The 18,370-nt window shown below is 29.0% G+C and carries 18 protein-coding genes and 2 tRNA genes; 9 read left to right on the top strand and 11 right to left on the bottom strand.

Going from position 1 to position 18,370, the window contains the following annotated elements; genetic code table 11:
• Positions 1-3 precede the first annotated feature (3 nt).
• Genes F754_RS0103630 through F754_RS0103645 form a run of 4 tightly spaced genes read right to left on the bottom strand, consistent with a single transcriptional unit; the run spans position 4 to position 4,055 of the window.
• The gene (locus F754_RS0103630; protein ID WP_023648555.1) at positions 4-954 is read right to left on the bottom strand and encodes a glycoside hydrolase family 3 protein; all 951 of its coding nucleotides are present in this window, start codon (positions 952-954) and stop codon (positions 4-6) included.
• Positions 947-1,207, bottom strand: a complete 261-nt coding sequence (locus tag F754_RS0103635; protein ID WP_023648556.1) for a hypothetical protein — start codon at positions 1,205-1,207, stop codon at positions 947-949. The genes F754_RS0103630 and F754_RS0103635 overlap by 8 nt, the downstream gene beginning before the upstream one ends.
• Complete coding sequence (locus F754_RS0103640; RefSeq protein WP_023648557.1) at positions 1,207-2,940, bottom strand: arginine--tRNA ligase; 1,734 nt, start codon at positions 2,938-2,940, stop codon at positions 1,207-1,209. The genes F754_RS0103635 and F754_RS0103640 overlap by 1 nt, the downstream gene beginning before the upstream one ends.
• Complete coding sequence (locus F754_RS0103645) at positions 2,937-4,055, bottom strand: deoxyguanosinetriphosphate triphosphohydrolase (protein WP_023648558.1); 1,119 nt, start codon at positions 4,053-4,055, stop codon at positions 2,937-2,939. The genes F754_RS0103640 and F754_RS0103645 overlap by 4 nt, the downstream gene beginning before the upstream one ends.
• Before the next feature lie 50 nt (positions 4,056-4,105).
• Here F754_RS0103645 and F754_RS0103650 point away from each other — a divergent pair, with 50 nt between their 5' ends.
• On the top strand, positions 4,106-4,423 hold the full coding sequence (locus F754_RS0103650) for an iron-sulfur cluster assembly accessory protein (protein WP_023648559.1): 318 nt from the start codon (positions 4,106-4,108) through the stop codon (positions 4,421-4,423).
• The gene (gene xth, locus F754_RS0103655; RefSeq protein ID WP_023648560.1) at positions 4,423-5,199 is read left to right on the top strand and encodes an exodeoxyribonuclease III; all 777 of its coding nucleotides are present in this window, start codon (positions 4,423-4,425) and stop codon (positions 5,197-5,199) included. Before F754_RS0103650 ends, xth begins: the two co-directional genes overlap by 1 nt.
• Here xth and F754_RS0103660 read toward each other — a convergent pair.
• Genes F754_RS0103660 through F754_RS0103675 form a run of 4 tightly spaced genes read right to left on the bottom strand, consistent with a single transcriptional unit; the run spans position 5,191 to position 8,159 of the window.
• Complete coding sequence (locus tag F754_RS0103660) at positions 5,191-6,189, bottom strand: Ldh family oxidoreductase (RefSeq protein WP_023648561.1); 999 nt, start codon at positions 6,187-6,189, stop codon at positions 5,191-5,193. The genes xth and F754_RS0103660 overlap by 9 nt on opposite strands.
• A complete protein-coding gene (locus F754_RS0103665) occupies positions 6,189-6,587 on the bottom strand; it encodes a transcriptional repressor (RefSeq protein WP_023648562.1) in 399 nt (132 codons plus the stop codon). Before F754_RS0103665 ends, F754_RS0103660 begins: the two co-directional genes overlap by 1 nt.
• 24 nt (positions 6,588-6,611) lie before the next feature.
• On the bottom strand, positions 6,612-7,415 hold the full coding sequence (locus tag F754_RS0103670) for a metal ABC transporter permease (RefSeq protein WP_023648563.1): 804 nt from the start codon (positions 7,413-7,415) through the stop codon (positions 6,612-6,614).
• Positions 7,416-8,159, bottom strand: a complete 744-nt coding sequence (locus F754_RS0103675) for a metal ABC transporter ATP-binding protein (RefSeq protein WP_023648564.1) — start codon at positions 8,157-8,159, stop codon at positions 7,416-7,418. It lies immediately after the preceding gene.
• A 72-nt stretch (positions 8,160-8,231) separates the two neighbouring features.
• Between F754_RS0103675 and znuA the strand changes: the two genes are divergently transcribed.
• The 5 genes from znuA (at position 8,232) to F754_RS0103700 (ending at position 12,393) form a co-directional block, all read left to right on the top strand.
• On the top strand, positions 8,232-9,224 hold the full coding sequence (znuA, locus tag F754_RS0103680; protein ID WP_023648565.1) for a zinc ABC transporter substrate-binding protein ZnuA: 993 nt from the start codon (positions 8,232-8,234) through the stop codon (positions 9,222-9,224).
• 136 nt (positions 9,225-9,360) lie between these two features.
• Positions 9,361-10,248 (top strand): phytanoyl-CoA dioxygenase family protein, encoded by an 888-nt coding sequence (locus F754_RS0103685; RefSeq protein WP_023648566.1) that lies wholly within the window; start codon positions 9,361-9,363, stop codon positions 10,246-10,248.
• Between the two features lie 58 nt (positions 10,249-10,306).
• Positions 10,307-10,528 (top strand): hypothetical protein, encoded by a 222-nt coding sequence (locus F754_RS0103690; RefSeq protein WP_023648567.1) that lies wholly within the window; start codon positions 10,307-10,309, stop codon positions 10,526-10,528.
• A gap of 13 nt (positions 10,529-10,541) precedes the next feature.
• Positions 10,542-11,189, top strand: a complete 648-nt coding sequence (locus F754_RS0103695) for an aquaporin family protein (protein WP_023648568.1) — start codon at positions 10,542-10,544, stop codon at positions 11,187-11,189.
• A gap of 238 nt (positions 11,190-11,427) precedes the next feature.
• Positions 11,428-12,393: a hypothetical protein gene (locus F754_RS0103700; protein WP_023648569.1), complete on the top strand. Its 966-nt coding sequence runs from the start codon at positions 11,428-11,430 to the stop codon at positions 12,391-12,393.
• Between the two features lie 26 nt (positions 12,394-12,419).
• Here the strand turns inward: F754_RS0103700 and F754_RS0103705 are convergent, their stop codons facing one another.
• Genes F754_RS0103705 through F754_RS0103715 form a run of 3 tightly spaced genes read right to left on the bottom strand, consistent with a single transcriptional unit; the run spans position 12,420 to position 17,970 of the window.
• A complete protein-coding gene (locus tag F754_RS0103705; protein ID WP_023648570.1) occupies positions 12,420-13,625 on the bottom strand; it encodes a cupin domain-containing protein in 1,206 nt (401 codons plus the stop codon).
• Positions 13,625-15,343 (bottom strand): dihydroxy-acid dehydratase, encoded by a 1,719-nt coding sequence (ilvD, locus tag F754_RS0103710; protein WP_023648571.1) that lies wholly within the window; start codon positions 15,341-15,343, stop codon positions 13,625-13,627. The genes F754_RS0103705 and ilvD overlap by 1 nt, the downstream gene beginning before the upstream one ends.
• Positions 15,343-17,970 carry a valine--tRNA ligase gene (locus tag F754_RS0103715; RefSeq protein ID WP_023648572.1) on the bottom strand — a complete coding sequence of 876 codons (2,628 nt, stop codon included), beginning with the start codon at positions 17,968-17,970 and terminating at the stop codon, positions 15,343-15,345. The genes ilvD and F754_RS0103715 overlap by 1 nt, the downstream gene beginning before the upstream one ends.
• Before the next feature lie 122 nt (positions 17,971-18,092).
• Between F754_RS0103715 and F754_RS0103720 the strand changes: the two genes are divergently transcribed.
• A tRNA-Cys gene (locus tag F754_RS0103720) sits at positions 18,093-18,166 on the top strand.
• 50 nt (positions 18,167-18,216) lie between these two features.
• Positions 18,217-18,292, top strand: a tRNA-Asn gene (locus tag F754_RS0103725).
• The last annotated feature ends 78 nt before the right edge of the window (positions 18,293-18,370 follow it).

The raw sequence follows: 18,370 nt of genomic DNA on the forward strand, positions 1-18,370 counted from the left end.
ATATTATCTTAAAATTTTATAAAATTGTGATGTTTTTTTGGATATAAAGCTACTTATCAAGGGTGAATTATCTCCGACGATCTTCATTTCATTGAGTTTACCGTTACAATGAAGGGCTATATTGCATCCTGCCTCAAACGCTTTAATTGTATTGTCTTTCATATTATCCTTTAAACTTTTCATCGAAAGATCATCTGAAATTAAAATATTTTTAAAACCTATACTGTTTCTAATGTACTTAATTACTTTTTTTGAGTGAGTTGCCGTATTCAACTGATCTAAATTTTTATAAATAATGTGTCCCGTCATTGCAAAAAAACAATTTTTCTTTTTAAAGGCAGAAAAATCGTTTTTTTTAAGATGTTTAATAGACTGATTAACTATAGGAGTAAAATTATGACTATCGACCTTAGCTAATCCATGGCCTGGAATATGTTTTATTATGGTTCCAATCGAATTATCCTTAAATAATTTTATACATAAATCACCAATTTTTGAAACGGTGTTGGCATTTTTAGAAAAAGATCGATCACCAATAATATTGCTAGCTCCTTTAACTCTTAGATCTAAAACTGGTAAAGTATTAATATTTGCACCAATTAATTTTAGTAAATGAGAAGTGTTATCAATAAACAATTTATAAATTATATTAAATTTCATTATGTCTTTTTTATAAAGATTGCCAAAATATTCTGACGTAAAGTTATCAAAGGAAATAATGTTACTTAATCTGTTTACTCTACCACCCTCTTGATCAATTAATATTGGATAATTTTTATCTTTGAAAATTTTTCTTATATTATCTGTTAAATTTTTTGTTTGTTTAATCGACTTTATATTTCTTAAAAATAATATTAAACCCCACGGTTTATATTTTCTTAAAAAATCTATTTCATTTTTAGACAATTGAAGTGATTTAATACCAACTATAAAAGCTCTTCTATTTTTAATCATTATCTAAAAGTTTCCAAAAGTTAAATTTTTTCTTCTTTTTTTTGTCAGTCTGTTTCACATATTCAATTATATTTTCTGTGTCATTTTTCAATAATGGTAATTTTTTGGAATAAATTTTAACCTTTTCATTAATATTTTTATGAGATCTGTATGAATTTTTTATGTTTTCATCTGAAAAATAATATTTACCTGTAAAAAAGAGAAATAAAGAAATGATAACTATAAATATAAAATATTTAATTTCTTTCAGCATTACATCTTAGTTGGAGAATCAACGCCAACTATATCCATTCCTGATTTGACAACGTTAGCAATCGCTTTTAAAAAAATTAATTTATCTTGAGAAATACTTTTCTGATCATTTATAAATCTTTTTTCAGGAAATTGTTTACCTAGATTCCAATAAGAGTGAAATTCTGCTGCAAGCTCATATAAATAAATTGGTATACGATGAGGCTCAAGCTTTGTACTTGCTGAGTCGATACATTTAGGCCATTCCGAGATCTTCTTTAAGATTTTGATTTCATCTGATGAATATTCAAAATTATAATTATCTATAACAACATCTTTATCTAAGTCTTTATCCAAATGTCTAAATACAGATGAAATTCTAGCATAACAATATTGAACATAATAAAGTGGATTATCTTTTGATTTTTCTTTAACTGCATCAAAATCAAAATCTAACTCAACATCGCTACTTCTGTTTAACATAATAAATCTAGTTGCATCTTTGCCAACTTCCTCAATTAAATCATCGACTGTAATATAATCCCCTTTTCTTTTAGACATTTTAAATGGTTTCTTATCTTTAATTAATTTTACAAGCTGACTAATTTTACAGATTAATTTATTTTTTGTTCCTGATAACGCTTCAACTGAAGAAGAAATTCTTTTTATATAACCAGCATGGTCTGCACCAAGTATATTAATTAAATAATCAAATTTACGATCTATTTTATTTTTATGGTATGCAACATCACTTGCAAAATAAGTCCAAGTGCCATCAGATTTTTGTAAGGCTCTATCCTTATCATCACCGAAATCTGTTGATCTAAACAACAATTGCTCTCTTTCTACCCAATTTTTTGTGTCTTCACCTGCTGGTGCTTTAATTTTACCCTTATAAACAAAATTATTGTTTTCCAAAAATTGGATTACATTTTTAACTTCTTTATTTGTAACAATGCTTTTCTCACTAATAAAATTATCATGTTTGATACCAAGACTTTTAAGATTTTTTTTTATCAATAGTAAGGCTTGTTCAATTGATAGCGCAGTTAATTTTTCGCAGACATCATCATAATTGTCAAAATCCAATGCAGTGTTTGATGAAATAATATTATTTGCAAAATCTATTAAATAATCTCCAGGGTAAAGATCAAGATTATCAGTAGGAAATTTTTCATTAAATTTTACCTCACGTATTCTAGCAAAAACAGATTTAGTAAAGTTATTAATCTGATTTCCATAATCGTTAACATAATATTCTTTAGTAACTTTATGATCGTTAAAGATTAATATATTTGAAATTACATCACCTAATATTGCTCCACGACAATGACCGACATGTAAAGGACCAGTTGGGTTAGCCGAAACAAACTCAACTAAATAGTTAAGTTTTTGTTCTTTATCATTAATACCAAATGATTCTGAATTAGTAATAATACTTTCTATAAAATTTGACCAGAAAATTGGTTTAAATTTAATATTGATGAAACCTGGTTTAACAATATCTATTGTTTGAATAAGCGGGTCGCTATCTTTTAGAAAAGAAGATATTTTTTCAGCAAGGTCTAATGGAGATTTTTTATTCAATTTTGAAAGAACCATCCCGACATTAGTTGAAATATCACAATCGAATTTAGAAGGAGGTATTTCTGCGTTAATTCCATTAAATGTCTCCGGAATAATAATCTCACCCTTCTTACTTAACTCAACTATAGCTGATTTAATCTTATCTAAATATAGTTCAAAAATATTCATTTAACATTATTATATAGGTTAATAGCATAACGATCTGTCATACCTGAAATAAAATCTGAAATAGCTCTAAATTTATCTTTAGTCAATTGATCTTTTGTTAGAAATTTTCTTGGATTTAATTTAATTGCATTAAATAACTTCTTAATAATAATTTTTCCTCTTTGATTCTTTCTTAATACTAGTTTGTTGTCGTACATTTTGTTTCGTAAAAATAATCTAATTTCTTTTTCAGAATTTTCAATTTTATCTGAAAAACAAACTATTAATTGATCAGAATTTGCTATGTCTTTAATTGATTTTATTTTAAGATTTTTTAAGTTCTTTTGAGTATTTGCCAATAGATCTCTAATCATTAGATCAATCGAGTCTCTAATAATTTGATATGTTGCAATCTTATAATTTTTTATATTAATCTTTTTTTTATATTTAAGATAAATTGATTTAAAAAAATCTATCTCCATAAGCTCTTCTAGCTTAAACAAATTAGCGTTAATTCCATCCTGAATATCATGATTATTATAAGCAATATCATCTGATATTGCTGAAATTTGAGCTTCCAATGAAGGATATGTTTTAAAATTAATCTTTCTTTTAAATATTTTTAGTCCAATTAATTTATTTACTAAATCTGTATCTTCAACAGGTCCATTATGTTTTAAAAGTCCTTCTAAAGTTTCAATTGATAAATTCAGACCTTTGAATTTGAAATATTTATTTTCTAAAAACATAATAATTCTTAATGTTTGTAAATTATGATCAAAACCACCATAACTTTCCATACATTCATCTAGAGCATCTTCACCAGCATGACCAAATGGAGTGTGTCCTAAATCATGAGCTAGACTTAACGTTTCTGTTAAGTCCTCATTTAAATTAAGATATTTAGCTATAGATCTTGCTATTTGAGCAACTTCAATTGAATGAGTAATTCTTGTTCTAAAATGATCTCCTTCGGTGTTTACAAAAACTTGGGTTTTATGTTTTAGCCTTCTAAATGATGCGCTATGAATTATTCTATCTCTATCTCTTTGAAAAGGTGATCTGTATTTTGAAGTAGGTTCTTTGTTAAGCCTTCCCTTGCTTTTAAATACCCCTAATTGTGAGTGTTTTTTCATCCTTTAATTTAAATAATTAAGTACTATATTAGTAATACCAGTGTTCAGACATGATTAAAGAAATTAAATTTACCGATAATGCTCTAAAACAAATACAAAATTTGTTGTCTAAAAAAGACGAAGGTTCTTTTTTTAGAATCGCAATTAAAGGTGGTGGATGCTCTGGTTTTCAATATGAATTTACATTTGAACAATCAAAAAATGAAGATGATTTAACATTTAAAAATATTTTAATTGATAAAACTTCAGCTGATTTATTAAAAGATTCAGAAGTTGACTACGTTTCAGAACTAATGGGAGAGTCTTTTAAAATATCCAACCCACAGACTAAATCTTCATGTGGTTGTGGTGTTTCTTTTTCGCTTTGATGATTGTATCTTCATGGAATGTAAATTCTGTAAGAGCTAGAATTGAAAATATCAAAAGCTATTTACTAAAATACAAGCCTGATATTTTAATGATGCAAGAAATTAAAACTGAAGATGTTAATTTTCCTTATGATGATTTCTCAGCAATGGATTATAAAAGTCATGTTTTTGGTCAAAAAAGTTATAATGGTGTTGCAATTATTTCAAAAAAAAAATTAAAAAATATTAGAACAGACTTAATTAAAGACAAACTTAAACAATCTAGAATAATTTCTGCAGAAGTTGATTATAATAAAAAGAATATTCAATTAATAAATATCTATACTCCAAATGGAAACCCTGTCGATACAGAAAAATATGCTTATAAAAAAGATTGGATGGATCAATTAATTAAACAACTAAAATCATTAACTAAGAAAAATTCTAATATAATACTTGCAGGTGACTTCAATGTTATTCCAGCAGCTGAAGATGTATACAATGTCAAAAGTTTTGAAGATGATGCCTTATATCGTCTTGAAATTAGAAAAAAATTTAGAGAGATTTTGAATCTGGGCTTTAGTGACGTTTACAGGCATTTTAATGAAGATAAAGAAGGTTATACATTCTGGGACTACATGAGAGGTGCTTGGCAAAAAAATAATGGTATGCGTATAGATCATTTTTTAGTTTCAAATTCCTTAATAGATTTAGTGAAAGATATAAATATTAATAAAGATCCTCGAGGAAGAGAAAAACCTTCAGATCACACACCTATTGAAATTAAATTAGCTTAAAGACTTAATTTTATTAACCAGTTCGTCATTAATGTTTCTAGGGCCTGTATCTAGTCTGTTTTTATGTCTTCTTTCGCCAGGTAATCTTACTTCACCCATTGATTTCATTTTATCAAAAAATTCTTCAGCATGTTTTTGCCAACTAGTTCCTGCAGTTTTATCAGGACATATAGCAAGAATAAATTCTCCACCACTTGGAGGGCCGCCATCGTTGTTATCTTTTGCAGCTGTTTCGTAACTAAAATTATCGCCAACTAAAGCACCTGCTAATAATTCAACCATCATCGCTATAGCAGAGCCTTTGTATCCACCAAAAGGTAATAGAACACCACCGTCAGCAATCTCTGCTGGATCTGTTGTTTCTTTACCATCTTTTGTAAGTCCTGTTCCAAGTGGAACTTTATGCCCTTCTCTCTTAGCAACTTGGACTTCACCCATTGCCATGGAAGCTGTTGCCATATCATAAACTACAGGATTTTTTCCTGGTCTAGGCCAAGCAAATGAAATTGGATTTGTTCCAAATAAAGGTTTGATTGCACCTGCGGGAGCTACAGCTGGCTTATAAGAGGTGCAAGCAAAAGCAACTAAACCATCTTCAGCTAATTTTTCTGTTTCAGGCCACATTGCAGCCATATGGTGAGAGTTATTAATAGCCAAAACTGCAACACCATTTTCTTTTGCAGTTTTAGATAATTCTGGCAAACTTTTACTCAATACTACTGGAGCTAAACAATTATTACCTTTAACTTTAATTACTGATGCTGAAATTTTTTTAACTTCAGGTTTACCTTTTCCATTAATTTTTCCACTTTTTAAACCTGAAACATAAGCAGGTAATCTAAATAAACCATGAGAAACAGAACCGTCTCTTTCAGCATTTCTAATTAAATTTGATAATAAAGATGCTGTTTCATCATCACATCCATTTGCTAATAAAGTTTTTTTGGCTAAATCAAAAATTTCATCTAATGTTAAAGAAACAGTACTCATTATTTTGATTTACATTTTTTGCATAAACCAAAAAATTCTAAATTATATTTAGTGAATTTCATTCCAGTCTCATCAACAAAATTTGATAAATATTTTGAGAGTTTATTGTTACTTATTTCAGAAACTTGTTCACAACTTTCACAAATAGAAAATGCAGTTGCTTTTGAAATTTGGCAACTAGAATTTTGACAAGCTATAAAGGCATTTCTACTTTCTATTTTATGTATTTTTCCAATTGCAACCAATTTATCTAAAGCTCTATAAACTTGTAATGGTGCTTTTATTCCTTTTTTTTGAACATCAAACAAAATTGAGTAAGCCTTCATCGGCCCACCAGATTTATCAATTATATCAAAAATAATTTTTTGGTTTTTAGAAAGATTGTGTTCTTTTTCCATCTGTAAATTCTTATCAATTTGTTATTAGTTTTTCAATTTAATCGATTGTTTAATATTAAGTAAAGATAATATAAATAAAACTAAAGCGGCTACAATTATTGAAGGTCCAGATGAGGTGTTAAATTCTAATGAAGAAAATAAACCTAATATAACTGATAAAAGACCACCAATTACTGAGAATAAAACCATCTTCTGTGGACTATCTGATATATTTCGAGCCATAGCGGCTGGTATGATTAACATTCCAGTTATCAGTAACAATCCTACCATTTTAATTGATATTGCAATAACTGCTGCCATTAAAATAGTAAATATAGCTTTTGCTCTATCAGGATTTAATCCTTCAGCTTCTGCTAATTCATAATTTACAGTTGAGGCAAATAAAGGTTTCCAAATTAATTTAAGCACTATTAATATGATCGCTCCACCAATCCATATTGTAAAGATATCATTAGTATTTACAGCTAGTATATCACCAAACAATAATCCCATAATATCAAATCTAATAAATGTTAAAAAGCCAATTACTACCAAACCAACAGCAAGTGATGAGTGCGCTAGTAGACCAAGTAAAGCATCACCTGGTAAATTAGTTTTTTTTTGAAGTTGAATTAATATTAAAGCAATTACTGATGAAATTATAAATACAGAAAGAGCAATATTTAAATCAAAACTATATGCCATTGTTACACCTAGTAATGCAGAGTGGGCAAGTGTATCACCAAAATAGGATAATCTTCTCCAAACTACAAAACACCCGAGTGGTCCTGTAACTAATGCAATTCCAATTCCAGCAACCAACGCTCTTATAAAAAAATCATCAAACATTTAATTCTTTTTTATATTCCCTTCATCAGAGTGAACATGGTCGTGTTTATGCTCATAAACAGAAAGAATTTGTGACGCTTGTTCACCAAATAATGTCTTATATTCATTATTTTTTGCAACATCATGTGGTGTACCTGAACAGCAAACATGTCCATTTAAACAAACAACATGGTCTGTTGCCGTCATTACCGTATGAAGATCGTGAGATATTAATAAAATTCCACAATTTAGTGTATCTGAAATTTTTTTAATTAATTCATATAATGCAATTTCTCCGGTGTAATCAACACCTTGGACTGGCTCATCTAACACTAGTAATTCTGGTTTTTTTGAAATAGCCCTAGCAAGTAAAACTCTTTGAAATTCACCACCAGATAAATTACCTAAATTTTTATTTTTAAGACTCAATACACCAGTCAATGTTAAAGCTTCATTTATTTCATTATCTTTAATATTTTCTGTTAAGGTCATAAAATCATGAACCCTTAGTGGTAAAGTCCAATCTATTGAAATCTTTTGAGGAACATAACCAACTTTACTAGTATATTTTTCAACACTACCTTGAATATTTTTATAAATACCTAATGCAATTTTAGCAGTTGTGCTTTTGCCTGATCCATTTGGGCCAATAAGTGTTACAATTTTTCCTTTTTCAACGTTTAAAGAAACACCTTCAACTAGCCACTTTCCATTTTGACAAAAACCTACGTTATTTAATTTTACTAAAATATTATTCGAATTCATTTTATCACTTGACTTGTAAATGTTATATTATTACACACTGTTATATTATAACAACTAATTAAAATACTTATTATGAAAAAAATCAAAAAATTACCATTAATTTTAATAATTTTATCACTTGTATCTTTTATTACACCAGTAAATGCTGATGTAAAAGTAGTTACATCAATTAAACCATTGCATTCATTAGCTAGTTATTTAATGGATGGTGTTGGAAAACCAGATCTAATAGTAGATGGATATGCTTCTCCACATGGATTTTCAATGAAACCTTCTCATGCAAAGATGTTGCAGAATGCAGACCTTATTTTTTGGGTTGGTGAAGGTATGGAAAATTTTTTAGAAAAACCATTAAACTCAATAGCTAAAAAAGCTGAAAAGATTGAATTAATGGAAATAAAAGGATTGCAAGTTTTAAAATTCAGAGAAAGAAATATTTTTGATGAACATGATCATGACGACCATGATGATCACGCTAAAAAAGAAGATGATCACGATGATCACGACCATGATGATCACGGAAAAAAAGAAGAGCATGACGATCATGAAGGACATAACCACGGTGAATACGATGCTCACATTTGGCTAGATCCTATTAATGCTAAAGTAATTTTATTTGAAATGTCTAAACATTTAATTGAGTTAGATGCTAAGAATGAATCTGTTTATAAGGATAATTTAAGTAAAGCTTACAATGAAATCGATAATCTTACTAAAGATGTAACAGCTGAGTTAGATCAAAGTGTAGCATCTATTGTTTTTCATGATGCTTATCAGTATTTTGAAAAGAGATTTAACGTGAATATATTAGGTGCTTTTACAGTTAATACAGATGTTATGCCTGGTGCAGAACAATTAGCTGAAATTAGAGAAATAATTGAGCATGATAAAGTAAGTTGTGTATTTTCAGAGCCTCAATTTAATCCTGATATCATAAAAGCAGTTGCTAAGGATATGAATATTAAAACTGGTGTTATTGATCCTTTAGGTGCAACATTAAATCCAGGTAAAGACTTATATTTCAAATTAATTAGAAATATGTCTACATCTTTTAAAGGTTGCTAATATAAGTTTAGGCTATATCTGAGAGTTTTACCAAAATTCTCGGATTTATAGCTAACTTTCATCAATATTTTAATCTTTCAATAAAACATTGTAATTTTTTTAAAGAGGATTTAATTTATTTTTCATAATTAGATTTATGAAAGATTTAAATTTATTTAAAAAAAACGGTTTCCTTGTTAGGGAAAGTTTAATTACTCTTAAAGAGATAAATAAAATAAATAAAATTGTTAAAGAAGTAATTTCAAAAGAAAAAAAGGGAAACAAACGTAATGATGTAAATGGAACCCAATCCTACAATAATTACCATTTTGTCTACAATTCAAATTCTTCAAAAAATAAAGAAATATTAAGACTAAATAATCCTCAAAACAGACATAAAGTCTTCTTTGAATTATCTAGAAATAAAAAAATAATATCTATAGCTAAAAAATTACTAAGAGGAACAGTTAGATTTCATTTAGGTAAATTAAATTTTAAACTTCCAAATAAGAAAAAAGGAAGTGAAATAGGATGGCATCAAGATTGGGCTTTTTATCCTCATACCAACGATGATTTAATCACAGTTGGTATATATTTGGATGATTGCTATGAGAAAAATGGCCCTCTTAAAATAATTAAGAATTCACATAAAAATAAATTGTACAGTCACCATAATAAAGAAAATTATTTTATAGGAAAAATAGACACTAAAAAGAATAAAATTGGATTAAATAATAGTGTTTCCATAACTGGAACTGCTGGAACAGTTGTTTTTTTTCACTGTAGATCGGTACATGGTTCTGGTCACAATCTAATGAATAGCTCAAGACCATTAATTTTATTTGGTTACAGGGCATGTGATGCTTGGCCATTAATTAATGATGGAAATCCTCATCCAGAAGTTGATTTAGAAAATTATGATAAAAATATTATTGTAGGAAATAAGTCAATAAAACCAAGATTAACCAAAGTTCCAACAATAATTCCACTGCCAAAGAAGAAACATTATGTTTCAATTTACGAACTTCAAAAGAGTAAAAATTAATAAGTCTGATTATTGGCAAATTGTAACAAATCTTAACAAACTTAACTAAAAGGAGACTATGTTTATTAAAAAATATCTAAAATGGATTAGTACAGCCCTTGTTTTAACAGGGATATTTTTAACTAATTTAAATATCTACCCTATTAATATCTACTTCCATGGACTTGGTGTTGTAGGATGGACGATAGCTGGTTTTATATCAAAAGATAAAGCAATATTAACTAATTTTGGTTTACAGATACCATTATTCTTAATTGGAATTTATAAGATTATAATTTAATTATTATTAGATTATGAAGAATAGAATTTTTATTGGTGAATTTATAGGTAGTTGTTTTTTAGTAATGATTATCGTTGGCTCTGGAATAATGGCTGAAAACCTTACAAATGATAATGCTTTAAAACTTACAGCAAATACACTTGCAACCGGTGCAGGCTTATTTGTTCTAATAACTGCATTTACTGATATTTCGGGTGCTCACTTTAATCCTTTTGTAAGTGTAGCAATGTATTTAACTAAAAAAATTAAAGGAAAACTTTTAATAACATATATACCAGCTCAAATATTGGGATGCTTATTAGGTGTAATGCTAGCTAATGTATTTTTTGAACATAATATAATTGAATTATCTTCAAAAAGTAGAGATGGCTTTAATATATTTATAGCAGAAATTGTAGCAACTTTTGGTTTGGTATTTATTATTTTTGCAACCTTAAAAGATGGTAAAACAACAGTTGCAGGTTGTGTTGCAACTTATATTACAGCTGGTTACTGGTTTACTTCATCAACATCTTTTGCAAATCCAGCAGTAGCAATAGCAAGGACTTTTACAGAGTCTTTCACGGGTATCAATTATCTTAATACACCTACTTATATAATTGCAGAATTAATTGGAGCATTAGTTGCTGTATTATTAATTAAAAAATTACTTTTAAAGTAGACATAATATTTCAATAATGTATTCAGGATGAATCTACCCTTCTTAAAAATATTTAGTTAAAATCTCTATCTAGACAAAAACTTTAATTATCATAATAATCGATGAATCAATTCTTCTCAAAAAATATTAATAAATTTACCTATAGATTAATCCTCACACGCAGATTAAATCGACCTTAAGAATAAGAATCGTTCGAAATGGAAAACAATAAAGATAAATAAACAATAGGAAAAATAAGATGGAAATGACGACAATATATACGATTATAGGTTTTGCTTTAGCTGGATATTCGGTTATTGCAAATGACTCGATTCAAACGCTTGGTACTTTTATAGCGTCAAAACAAAAATGGTTTAAATGGTATACGCTTGCTAGCGCTGCCTCATTTGTGATGATACTTGCAATCACATGGGGCTGGTACAGTAATGCTGGTGATATATCTTATGGAAGATTAACAAGAATACCTTTTCAAGAAATACAGTGGTATCATGCTGTGGCTCCTGGAATACTTTTAATATTAACAAGAGTAGGAATACCTGTTTCAACTACATTCTTGGTTCTATCTGCATTTGCATCAACTGTAGTTCTTGAAAAAATGCTAATGAAAAGTGTTGTTGGATACGGCTTAGCTGCTGTTGCTGCATACATTTGTTGGATAGTAGTATCTAAATTTATCAATGAGAAATTTGATGAAGTTGAAGATAAATGGATTGGATTTTGGAGAAACTCTGTATGGGTAACTTCAGGCTGGTTGTGGTGGGTTTGGTTATCTCACGATGTAGCTAATATAGCCGTATATCTTCCAAGACAATTAGATATAACTTTATTATTAATTGTTCTGGCTTACTTTACAGTTCTACTTTTTTATATCTTCTACATAAACGGAGGTACAATTCAAAAAGTAGTTTTAGATAAAACTGGAACTAGATACGCTAGATCAGCAACAATAATTAATGTTATTTACGCTGCAGTACTTTACTACTTTAAGGAACTTAACGACTTACCAATGTCTACAACTTGGGTATTTGTTGGTTTACTATGTGGTAGAGAACTTGCAATATCTACAATGAATAAAGAATACAAGTTCAAATATGTATTCCCATTAATTGGAAAAGACTTTGTTAAAATGATTTTTGGATTAAGTGTTTCAGTTGGAATTGTATTAGCAATTCACTACATCATTATTCCAAATAATTGGTTTTAATAATATTTATTATGTGGTCGTATTAATTATTTAATACGGCCATATACATCTTGATATCTAACAATATCAGTTTCTTTAAGAATTGATCCTACTTGAGCTTCCATAATTTTTACAGGTTTTTTACCAGGATTTTTAATTCTGTGTATTGATCCTAATGGTATAAAAATATGTTCATTAGGTTTTTTGATAAATTTATCTTTATTTAGAGTAATCTTTGGGTTCCCTTGAGTAACCAACCAATGTTCAGCTCTATGATGATGTTTTTGTAAACTTAAAATACCTTTGGGTTTTACAAATAATTCCTTAATTAAGAATTCCTTACCTTCAAATAAATTGATGTACCTCCCCCAGGGTCGGTAATAAACATTTTTTTTCTTAACATATTTACTTTTATTTTTGTCATACATCTTTAAGATTTCTTTCCAACTTCCAAGGTCTGACCAAGGAATATCTAATTTGATAGCATTAATTTGTTTTGTTTTTTCTAAAATTGCATAATCAAATGATTTTGCAGTTGCTTTTTCAAATGATGTTTTATTTAAATAATAAATATTAGATTTTAATTTAGCTTTTTTAACCGCTTCAACACAGTTTTTGTAAATTATTGGTTGATTTTTTTTAAAGTTATTTATGATTGAGTCTTTTCTAAGAAAAAACATCCCAGAATTCCAATAACCTTTTTTCTTTATAATTTGTTTTGCTTTAGTTTCTTTTGGTTTTTCAATAAATTTAGTAACTTTATTAATGTTTCCTTTAATTTTTTTAGTTAGAAAATACCCATATTCACTAGATGGAGTAGTTGGTTTGATACCAAATATAAAGATATTTTGATCTGTTAAATTTGATTTATTTTTATTAATTGCTTTATTAAAAATATTCATCTTTTCAATCAAATGATCAGCTGTAAAAAACATCAATGGTTGATCGTTTGGTATATCTTTAATTAAAGCAGTACTTAAAATAGCTGGAGCTGTATTTCTTTTTGTTGGTTCTAAGACTAGTTTATATTTATTGATCTTATTTCTCTTAAGATGTTGTTTAACTTCTTTAAGATATTTTTTATTCGTACTTATAATTGGTGAGTCATAAATAGATGCTTTGGTTCTCTCTAAAGTTTTACTAAGTAGTGTCCAATTTCCAAAATTAATAAATTGTTTTGCTTGATGGTTTTTAGAATTTGGCCAAAGTCTTGTTCCAGCTCCTCCACATAAAATAACTGGACGAATTTTCATTAAATTTCTGAATAATCCTTAACTTCTTTTTTCTTACCAGGATGTGTTGGTGCACCTAGATAAGCAGGCCCTACTGTTTGGGCATACTTCCATAAAGTACCTGAACCAAAATCAGATTTTCTAGGTTTCCATTTTCTTTTTCTTGTAGCTAATTCTTTTTTAGAAAGTCTTACGTTTATGGTGCCTTTTTTAGCATCAATATCGATGATATCTCCATTGCGTAATAGAGCTATAGGCCCTCCTAGAGCGGCCTCAGGGCCTACATGACCCACACAGAAGCCTCTAGTGGCTCCAGAGAACCTTCCATCAGTTATAAGGGCAACTTTCTCTCCCATTCCTTGACCATAAATTGCGCCAGTTGTTGATAGCATCTCTCTCATACCTGGACCTCCAACAGGTCCTTCATAACGAATAATAATGACATCCCCTTCTTTATACTTACGGTTTTGTACAGCTGACATTGCAGCTTCTTCATTATCAAAGCATCTAGCTTTACCCGTGAATTGTAATTTCTTAAGTCCTGCGATTTTAACAATACCTCCATCTGGAGCTAAATTTCCTTTTAAACCAACTACACCTCCATCAGGAGATAGAGGATTATCATATTTTCTTAATACTTTTTGTTTAGGATTAAACTTAATATTTTTTAAATTTTCCTTCATAGTTTTTCCAGTAACAGTCAAACAATCTCCATGAATAAAACCACCATCGTATAAAGTTTTAAGTAACATCGGAACACCACCTGCTAACCACATATCTTTGGCAACATATTTTCCACCTGGTTTTAAATCAGCAAGATAAGGAGTTTTTTTAAATATTTTAGCAACATCCATTAAATCAAATTTAATTCCAGCTTCATTAGCAATTGCAGGTAAATGTAATGCAGCATTAGTAGATCCACCAGTTGCAGCAACTATTGTTGAAGCATTTTCTAAAGCTTTCCGTGTTACAATATCTCTAGGTTTGATTTTTTTTGCTAAAAGATTCATAACTGTTTTGCCACTTTCTTTTGCATACCTATCTCTTTCTTCATAAGGAGCAGGAGTTCCAGCAGAATAAGGTAAAGCAAGTCCTATTGCTTCTGATACACATGCCATCGTATTAGCCGTAAATTGACCCCCACAAGCACCTGCGCTTGGGCAAGCAACTAATTCTAATTTTCTAAGTTCTGCAGCAGACATTTGACCGGATGAATGTTTTCCAACAGCTTCAAATACATCAACAACAGTTACATCTTTTCCTTTATATCTTCCTGGAAGAATTGAACCTCCATAAATAAATACACTTGGAACATTTAATCTAACCATCGACATCATTAGTGCTGGTAAAGATTTATCACATCCTGCAATACCAACTAATGCATCATAACAATGTCCTCTGACCGTAAGTTCAGCTGAGTCTGCAATTACTTCTCTTGAAATTAAAGAAGCTTTCATTCCTTCATGACCCATTGCAATACCATCAGTAACGGTAATTGTGCAAAATTCTCTAGGCGTTCCACCATTGGCTCTTACACCCTTCTTAACAGATTGTGCTTGTCTCATAAGGGCAATGTTACATGGTGCAGCTTCATTCCAAGTAGAGACAACTCCTACAAAAGGTTTTGATACATCTTTCTCAGTTTCACCCATAGCATAATAAAATGATCTGTGAGGAGCTCTGTCAGCTCCTAATGATGTATGTCTGCTTGGAAGTTTCTTTTTATTAAATTTTGCCATTATATACCCTTTATAGTTACCAATATTTTATCAATATCGTTCTTTAAATTATTATAATTAGTTTTTTCCTGTTCAACAATCTCTTTTGGTGCTCTATCTATAAAACTTTTATTTTCCAATCTATGAGATATTTTATTCATTTCTTCTTGAATTCTGTTTTGCTTATTAGTTAGATTTTCTTTTATAAGTTTTAAATCAACATCTTTATCAAAATAAATCTTAAACAAATCACCTGAAACAACCATAGTTGCAGCAGGTTTATCTATATCATTATCAAGAATATTGTTTATTCTTCCTAATTTTTTGAGAATAACTTCATTTTCATTAATAAATTGTTTTTGGTTTTCATTAATATTATTTATTGACATATCAATGAATGAACCTGGTCCTACGTTTAATTCATTTTTAAAAGATCTTATTTCAGATATTATACTTATTATATTTTCAACCTGTTGAGTGCTTGTGTCTTTATCAATTTCGCCGGCTGGCCAATTTGCAAGCATCAAAAAATCCCTGCCAGACTTATCAAATTTATTCTTAAGCCAAATTTCTTCAGTAACGAAAGGTATAAATGGATGTAATAATATCAATATTTGCTTGAATACATAGCTTGAAACTTTCTTAACTTCAGATTTTGCTTCTTTATTATCTGAAAATAATATTGTTTTTGATAATTCTAAATACCAATCACAATAAGAATGCCAAGCAAATTGGTAAGCATTTTTTGCAGCTTCATCAAACCTATAGTCTTCTAAATTTTTTTCAATTTTAGATTTTGTTTCAATTAATTCTGCATAAATCCATTTATTAATATTAACCGTTAAATTTGGAGCTTTATCAATATTTGAGAAATCACACTCATTTGTGATTAAAAAGTTATTAGCATTCCAAAGTTTATTTAGGAAATTTCTATATCCTTTAACTCTGTCTTCAGAAAGTTTTACGTCTGTACCAGGTGATGCCATTGAAAGAAGTGTAAATCTTAATGCATCAGCACTATATTTTTCAATTAAATCTAAAGGATCAATAACATTCCCTTTTGATTTAGACATTTTTTGACCCTTCTCATCTTTAACCAATGCATGAACATAAATATCTTTAAATGGTTCTTTATTTAAAAATTCTGTTCCAAACATAATCATTCTAGCAACCCAGAAAAATATAATATCAAAACCAGTTACTAAAACAGAAGTAGGATAAAATTTTTCAACATAGTCTTTATTGTTTGGCCAACCTAATGTTGCAAATGGCCAAAGACCAGATGAGAACCATGTATCTAATACATCAGGATCTCGAATTAAATTTTCATGTTTGCCATAATGTTTTTTAGCTAATTGTTTTGCTTCATCTTCATTGTAGGCTACAAAAATTTTTTTATCTGGGCCATACCAAGCAGGTATTTGATGTCCCCACCAAAGTTGTCTTGAAATACACCATGGTTCAATATTGTTCATCCATTGAAAATATGTTTTAGACCAATTTTCAGGAAAAAAATTTGTTTTTTTAGAATTAACAACTTCTTTAGCTTTTACAGATAATTTTTCCGCATTTGCAAACCATTGTTCGGTTAAAAAAGGTTCAATTATAGAATTAGATCTATCTCCATAGGGAACTTTATTTTTTATGTTTTCTTCTTTAACAAAAAATTCTTTTTCCTTAAGTTCTTTTAATATTCTCTTTCTTGCTTCAAATCTATCAAGACCGATATAATCTTTAGGGGCATTTTCATTAACTTTACCTGCCTCAGTAAATATATTAATAATTTCAAGATTATTTCTTTGACCAACATCATAGTCATTAAAATCATGCGCAGGTGTAATCTTTAATGCCCCAGTTCCCTGTTCAGGATCAGCATAATCATCTTCTATAATTTTAATCCTTCTTCCAACAATTGGTATTGTAACAGTTTTACCAACAAATGATTTAAACCTTTCATCTTTTGGATTAATAGCAATCGCTGTATCCCCAAACATTGTTTCAGGTCTTGTTGTTGCAATTGATATAAATTCATCAGTTCCATCAATTGGATATTTAATATAATAAATTTTAGAATTAACTTCTCTTTGATCCACTTCAAGATCAGAAATTGCTGTTTTTAAAACTGTATCCCAGTTGACTAGTTTTTTATCTTTGTAGATTAAATCTTTATTATAAAGATCTACAAAAACTTTGATTACAGATTTTGAGAGATTTTCATCCATTGTGAAGGCATTACGAGACCAATCACAAGAACATCCAAGTTTTTTAAGCTGATTAATAATAATGTCACCATACTGATCTTTCCATTCCCATACTTTTTCTATAAATTTTTCTCTACCAATTTCATTCTTATCGATTTTTTCTGCAGTAAGTTTTCTTTCTACTAAAGCTTGGGTTGCTATTCCAGCATGATCAGTGCCTGGTTGCCATAAAGTTTCATAGTTGTTCATTCGATGAAATCTAACCAATAAATCTTGAATAGAATTATTTAAAGCATGTCCCATATGAAGACTACCTGTCACATTAGGAGGTGGAATTACAATTGAAAATTTTTTTTTATTTTCCTGTGGTTTAAAGAGTTCATTTTTTTCCCAATAAGAATAGATCTTATCCTCAACATCAGAATGTATATATTTATCACTACTCATGGTGTTTAAAGTTTATAATTTAATAATTTAAATTAACAATAATCAATTTAGATCGTTATTTAATAGACTAATGAGAAATATTTAATATAAAAAGGCATCTGAAGCTATTAGCAAAACAAGATGGCAACGTGGCGGAATGGTTACGCAGAGGATTGCAAATCCTTGTATCCCGGTTCGATTCCGGGCGTTGCCTCCAAAAAAAATCTTGTTTTAGTTCTAAAAAAAAGTAAGTTGAGTTTTTTACATTCCTCGGTAGCTCAGTTGGTAGAGCAGTTGACTGTTAATCAATTGGTCGCAGGTTCGAGTCCTGCCCGAGGAGCCAAAAAAGCTATTCTTAATTAAATTTGTGAAGTTTTTTAATTAATATTTATAGAGGATCTTGCAAAAATTAGAACTTTAG

This window comes from Candidatus Pelagibacter ubique HTCC8051, from assembly GCF_000472605.1.
Lineage (GTDB): Bacteria > Pseudomonadota > Alphaproteobacteria > Pelagibacterales > Pelagibacteraceae > Pelagibacter > Pelagibacter communis_B.

Bases quoted from the DNA above. Each gene is read 5' to 3' on its own strand.
- F754_RS0103630 (WP_023648555.1), bottom strand. From the start codon at position 954: ATGATTAAAAATAGAAGAGCTTTTATAGTTGGTATTAAATCACTTCAA.
- F754_RS0103635 (WP_023648556.1), bottom strand. From the start codon at position 1,207: ATGCTGAAAGAAATTAAATATTTTATATTTATAGTTATCATTTCTTTA.
- F754_RS0103640 (WP_023648557.1), bottom strand. From the start codon at position 2,940: ATGAATATTTTTGAACTATATTTAGATAAGATTAAATCAGCTATAGTT.
- F754_RS0103645 (WP_023648558.1), bottom strand. From the start codon at position 4,055: ATGAAAAAACACTCACAATTAGGGGTATTTAAAAGCAAGGGAAGGCTT.
- F754_RS0103650 (WP_023648559.1), top strand. From the start codon at position 4,106: ATGATTAAAGAAATTAAATTTACCGATAATGCTCTAAAACAAATACAA.
- xth (WP_023648560.1), top strand. From the start codon at position 4,423: ATGATTGTATCTTCATGGAATGTAAATTCTGTAAGAGCTAGAATTGAA.
- F754_RS0103660 (WP_023648561.1), bottom strand. From the start codon at position 6,189: ATGAGTACTGTTTCTTTAACATTAGATGAAATTTTTGATTTAGCCAAA.
- F754_RS0103665 (WP_023648562.1), bottom strand. From the start codon at position 6,587: ATGGAAAAAGAACACAATCTTTCTAAAAACCAAAAAATTATTTTTGAT.
- F754_RS0103670 (WP_023648563.1), bottom strand. From the start codon at position 7,415: ATGTTTGATGATTTTTTTATAAGAGCGTTGGTTGCTGGAATTGGAATT.
- F754_RS0103675 (WP_023648564.1), bottom strand. From the start codon at position 8,159: ATGAATTCGAATAATATTTTAGTAAAATTAAATAACGTAGGTTTTTGT.
- znuA (WP_023648565.1), top strand. From the start codon at position 8,232: ATGAAAAAAATCAAAAAATTACCATTAATTTTAATAATTTTATCACTT.
- F754_RS0103685 (WP_023648566.1), top strand. From the start codon at position 9,361: ATGAAAGATTTAAATTTATTTAAAAAAAACGGTTTCCTTGTTAGGGAA.
- F754_RS0103690 (WP_023648567.1), top strand. From the start codon at position 10,307: ATGTTTATTAAAAAATATCTAAAATGGATTAGTACAGCCCTTGTTTTA.
- F754_RS0103695 (WP_023648568.1), top strand. From the start codon at position 10,542: ATGAAGAATAGAATTTTTATTGGTGAATTTATAGGTAGTTGTTTTTTA.
- F754_RS0103700 (WP_023648569.1), top strand. From the start codon at position 11,428: ATGGAAATGACGACAATATATACGATTATAGGTTTTGCTTTAGCTGGA.
- F754_RS0103705 (WP_023648570.1), bottom strand. From the start codon at position 13,625: ATGAAAATTCGTCCAGTTATTTTATGTGGAGGAGCTGGAACAAGACTT.
- ilvD (WP_023648571.1), bottom strand. From the start codon at position 15,343: ATGGCAAAATTTAATAAAAAGAAACTTCCAAGCAGACATACATCATTA.
- F754_RS0103715 (WP_023648572.1), bottom strand. From the start codon at position 17,970: ATGAGTAGTGATAAATATATACATTCTGATGTTGAGGATAAGATCTAT.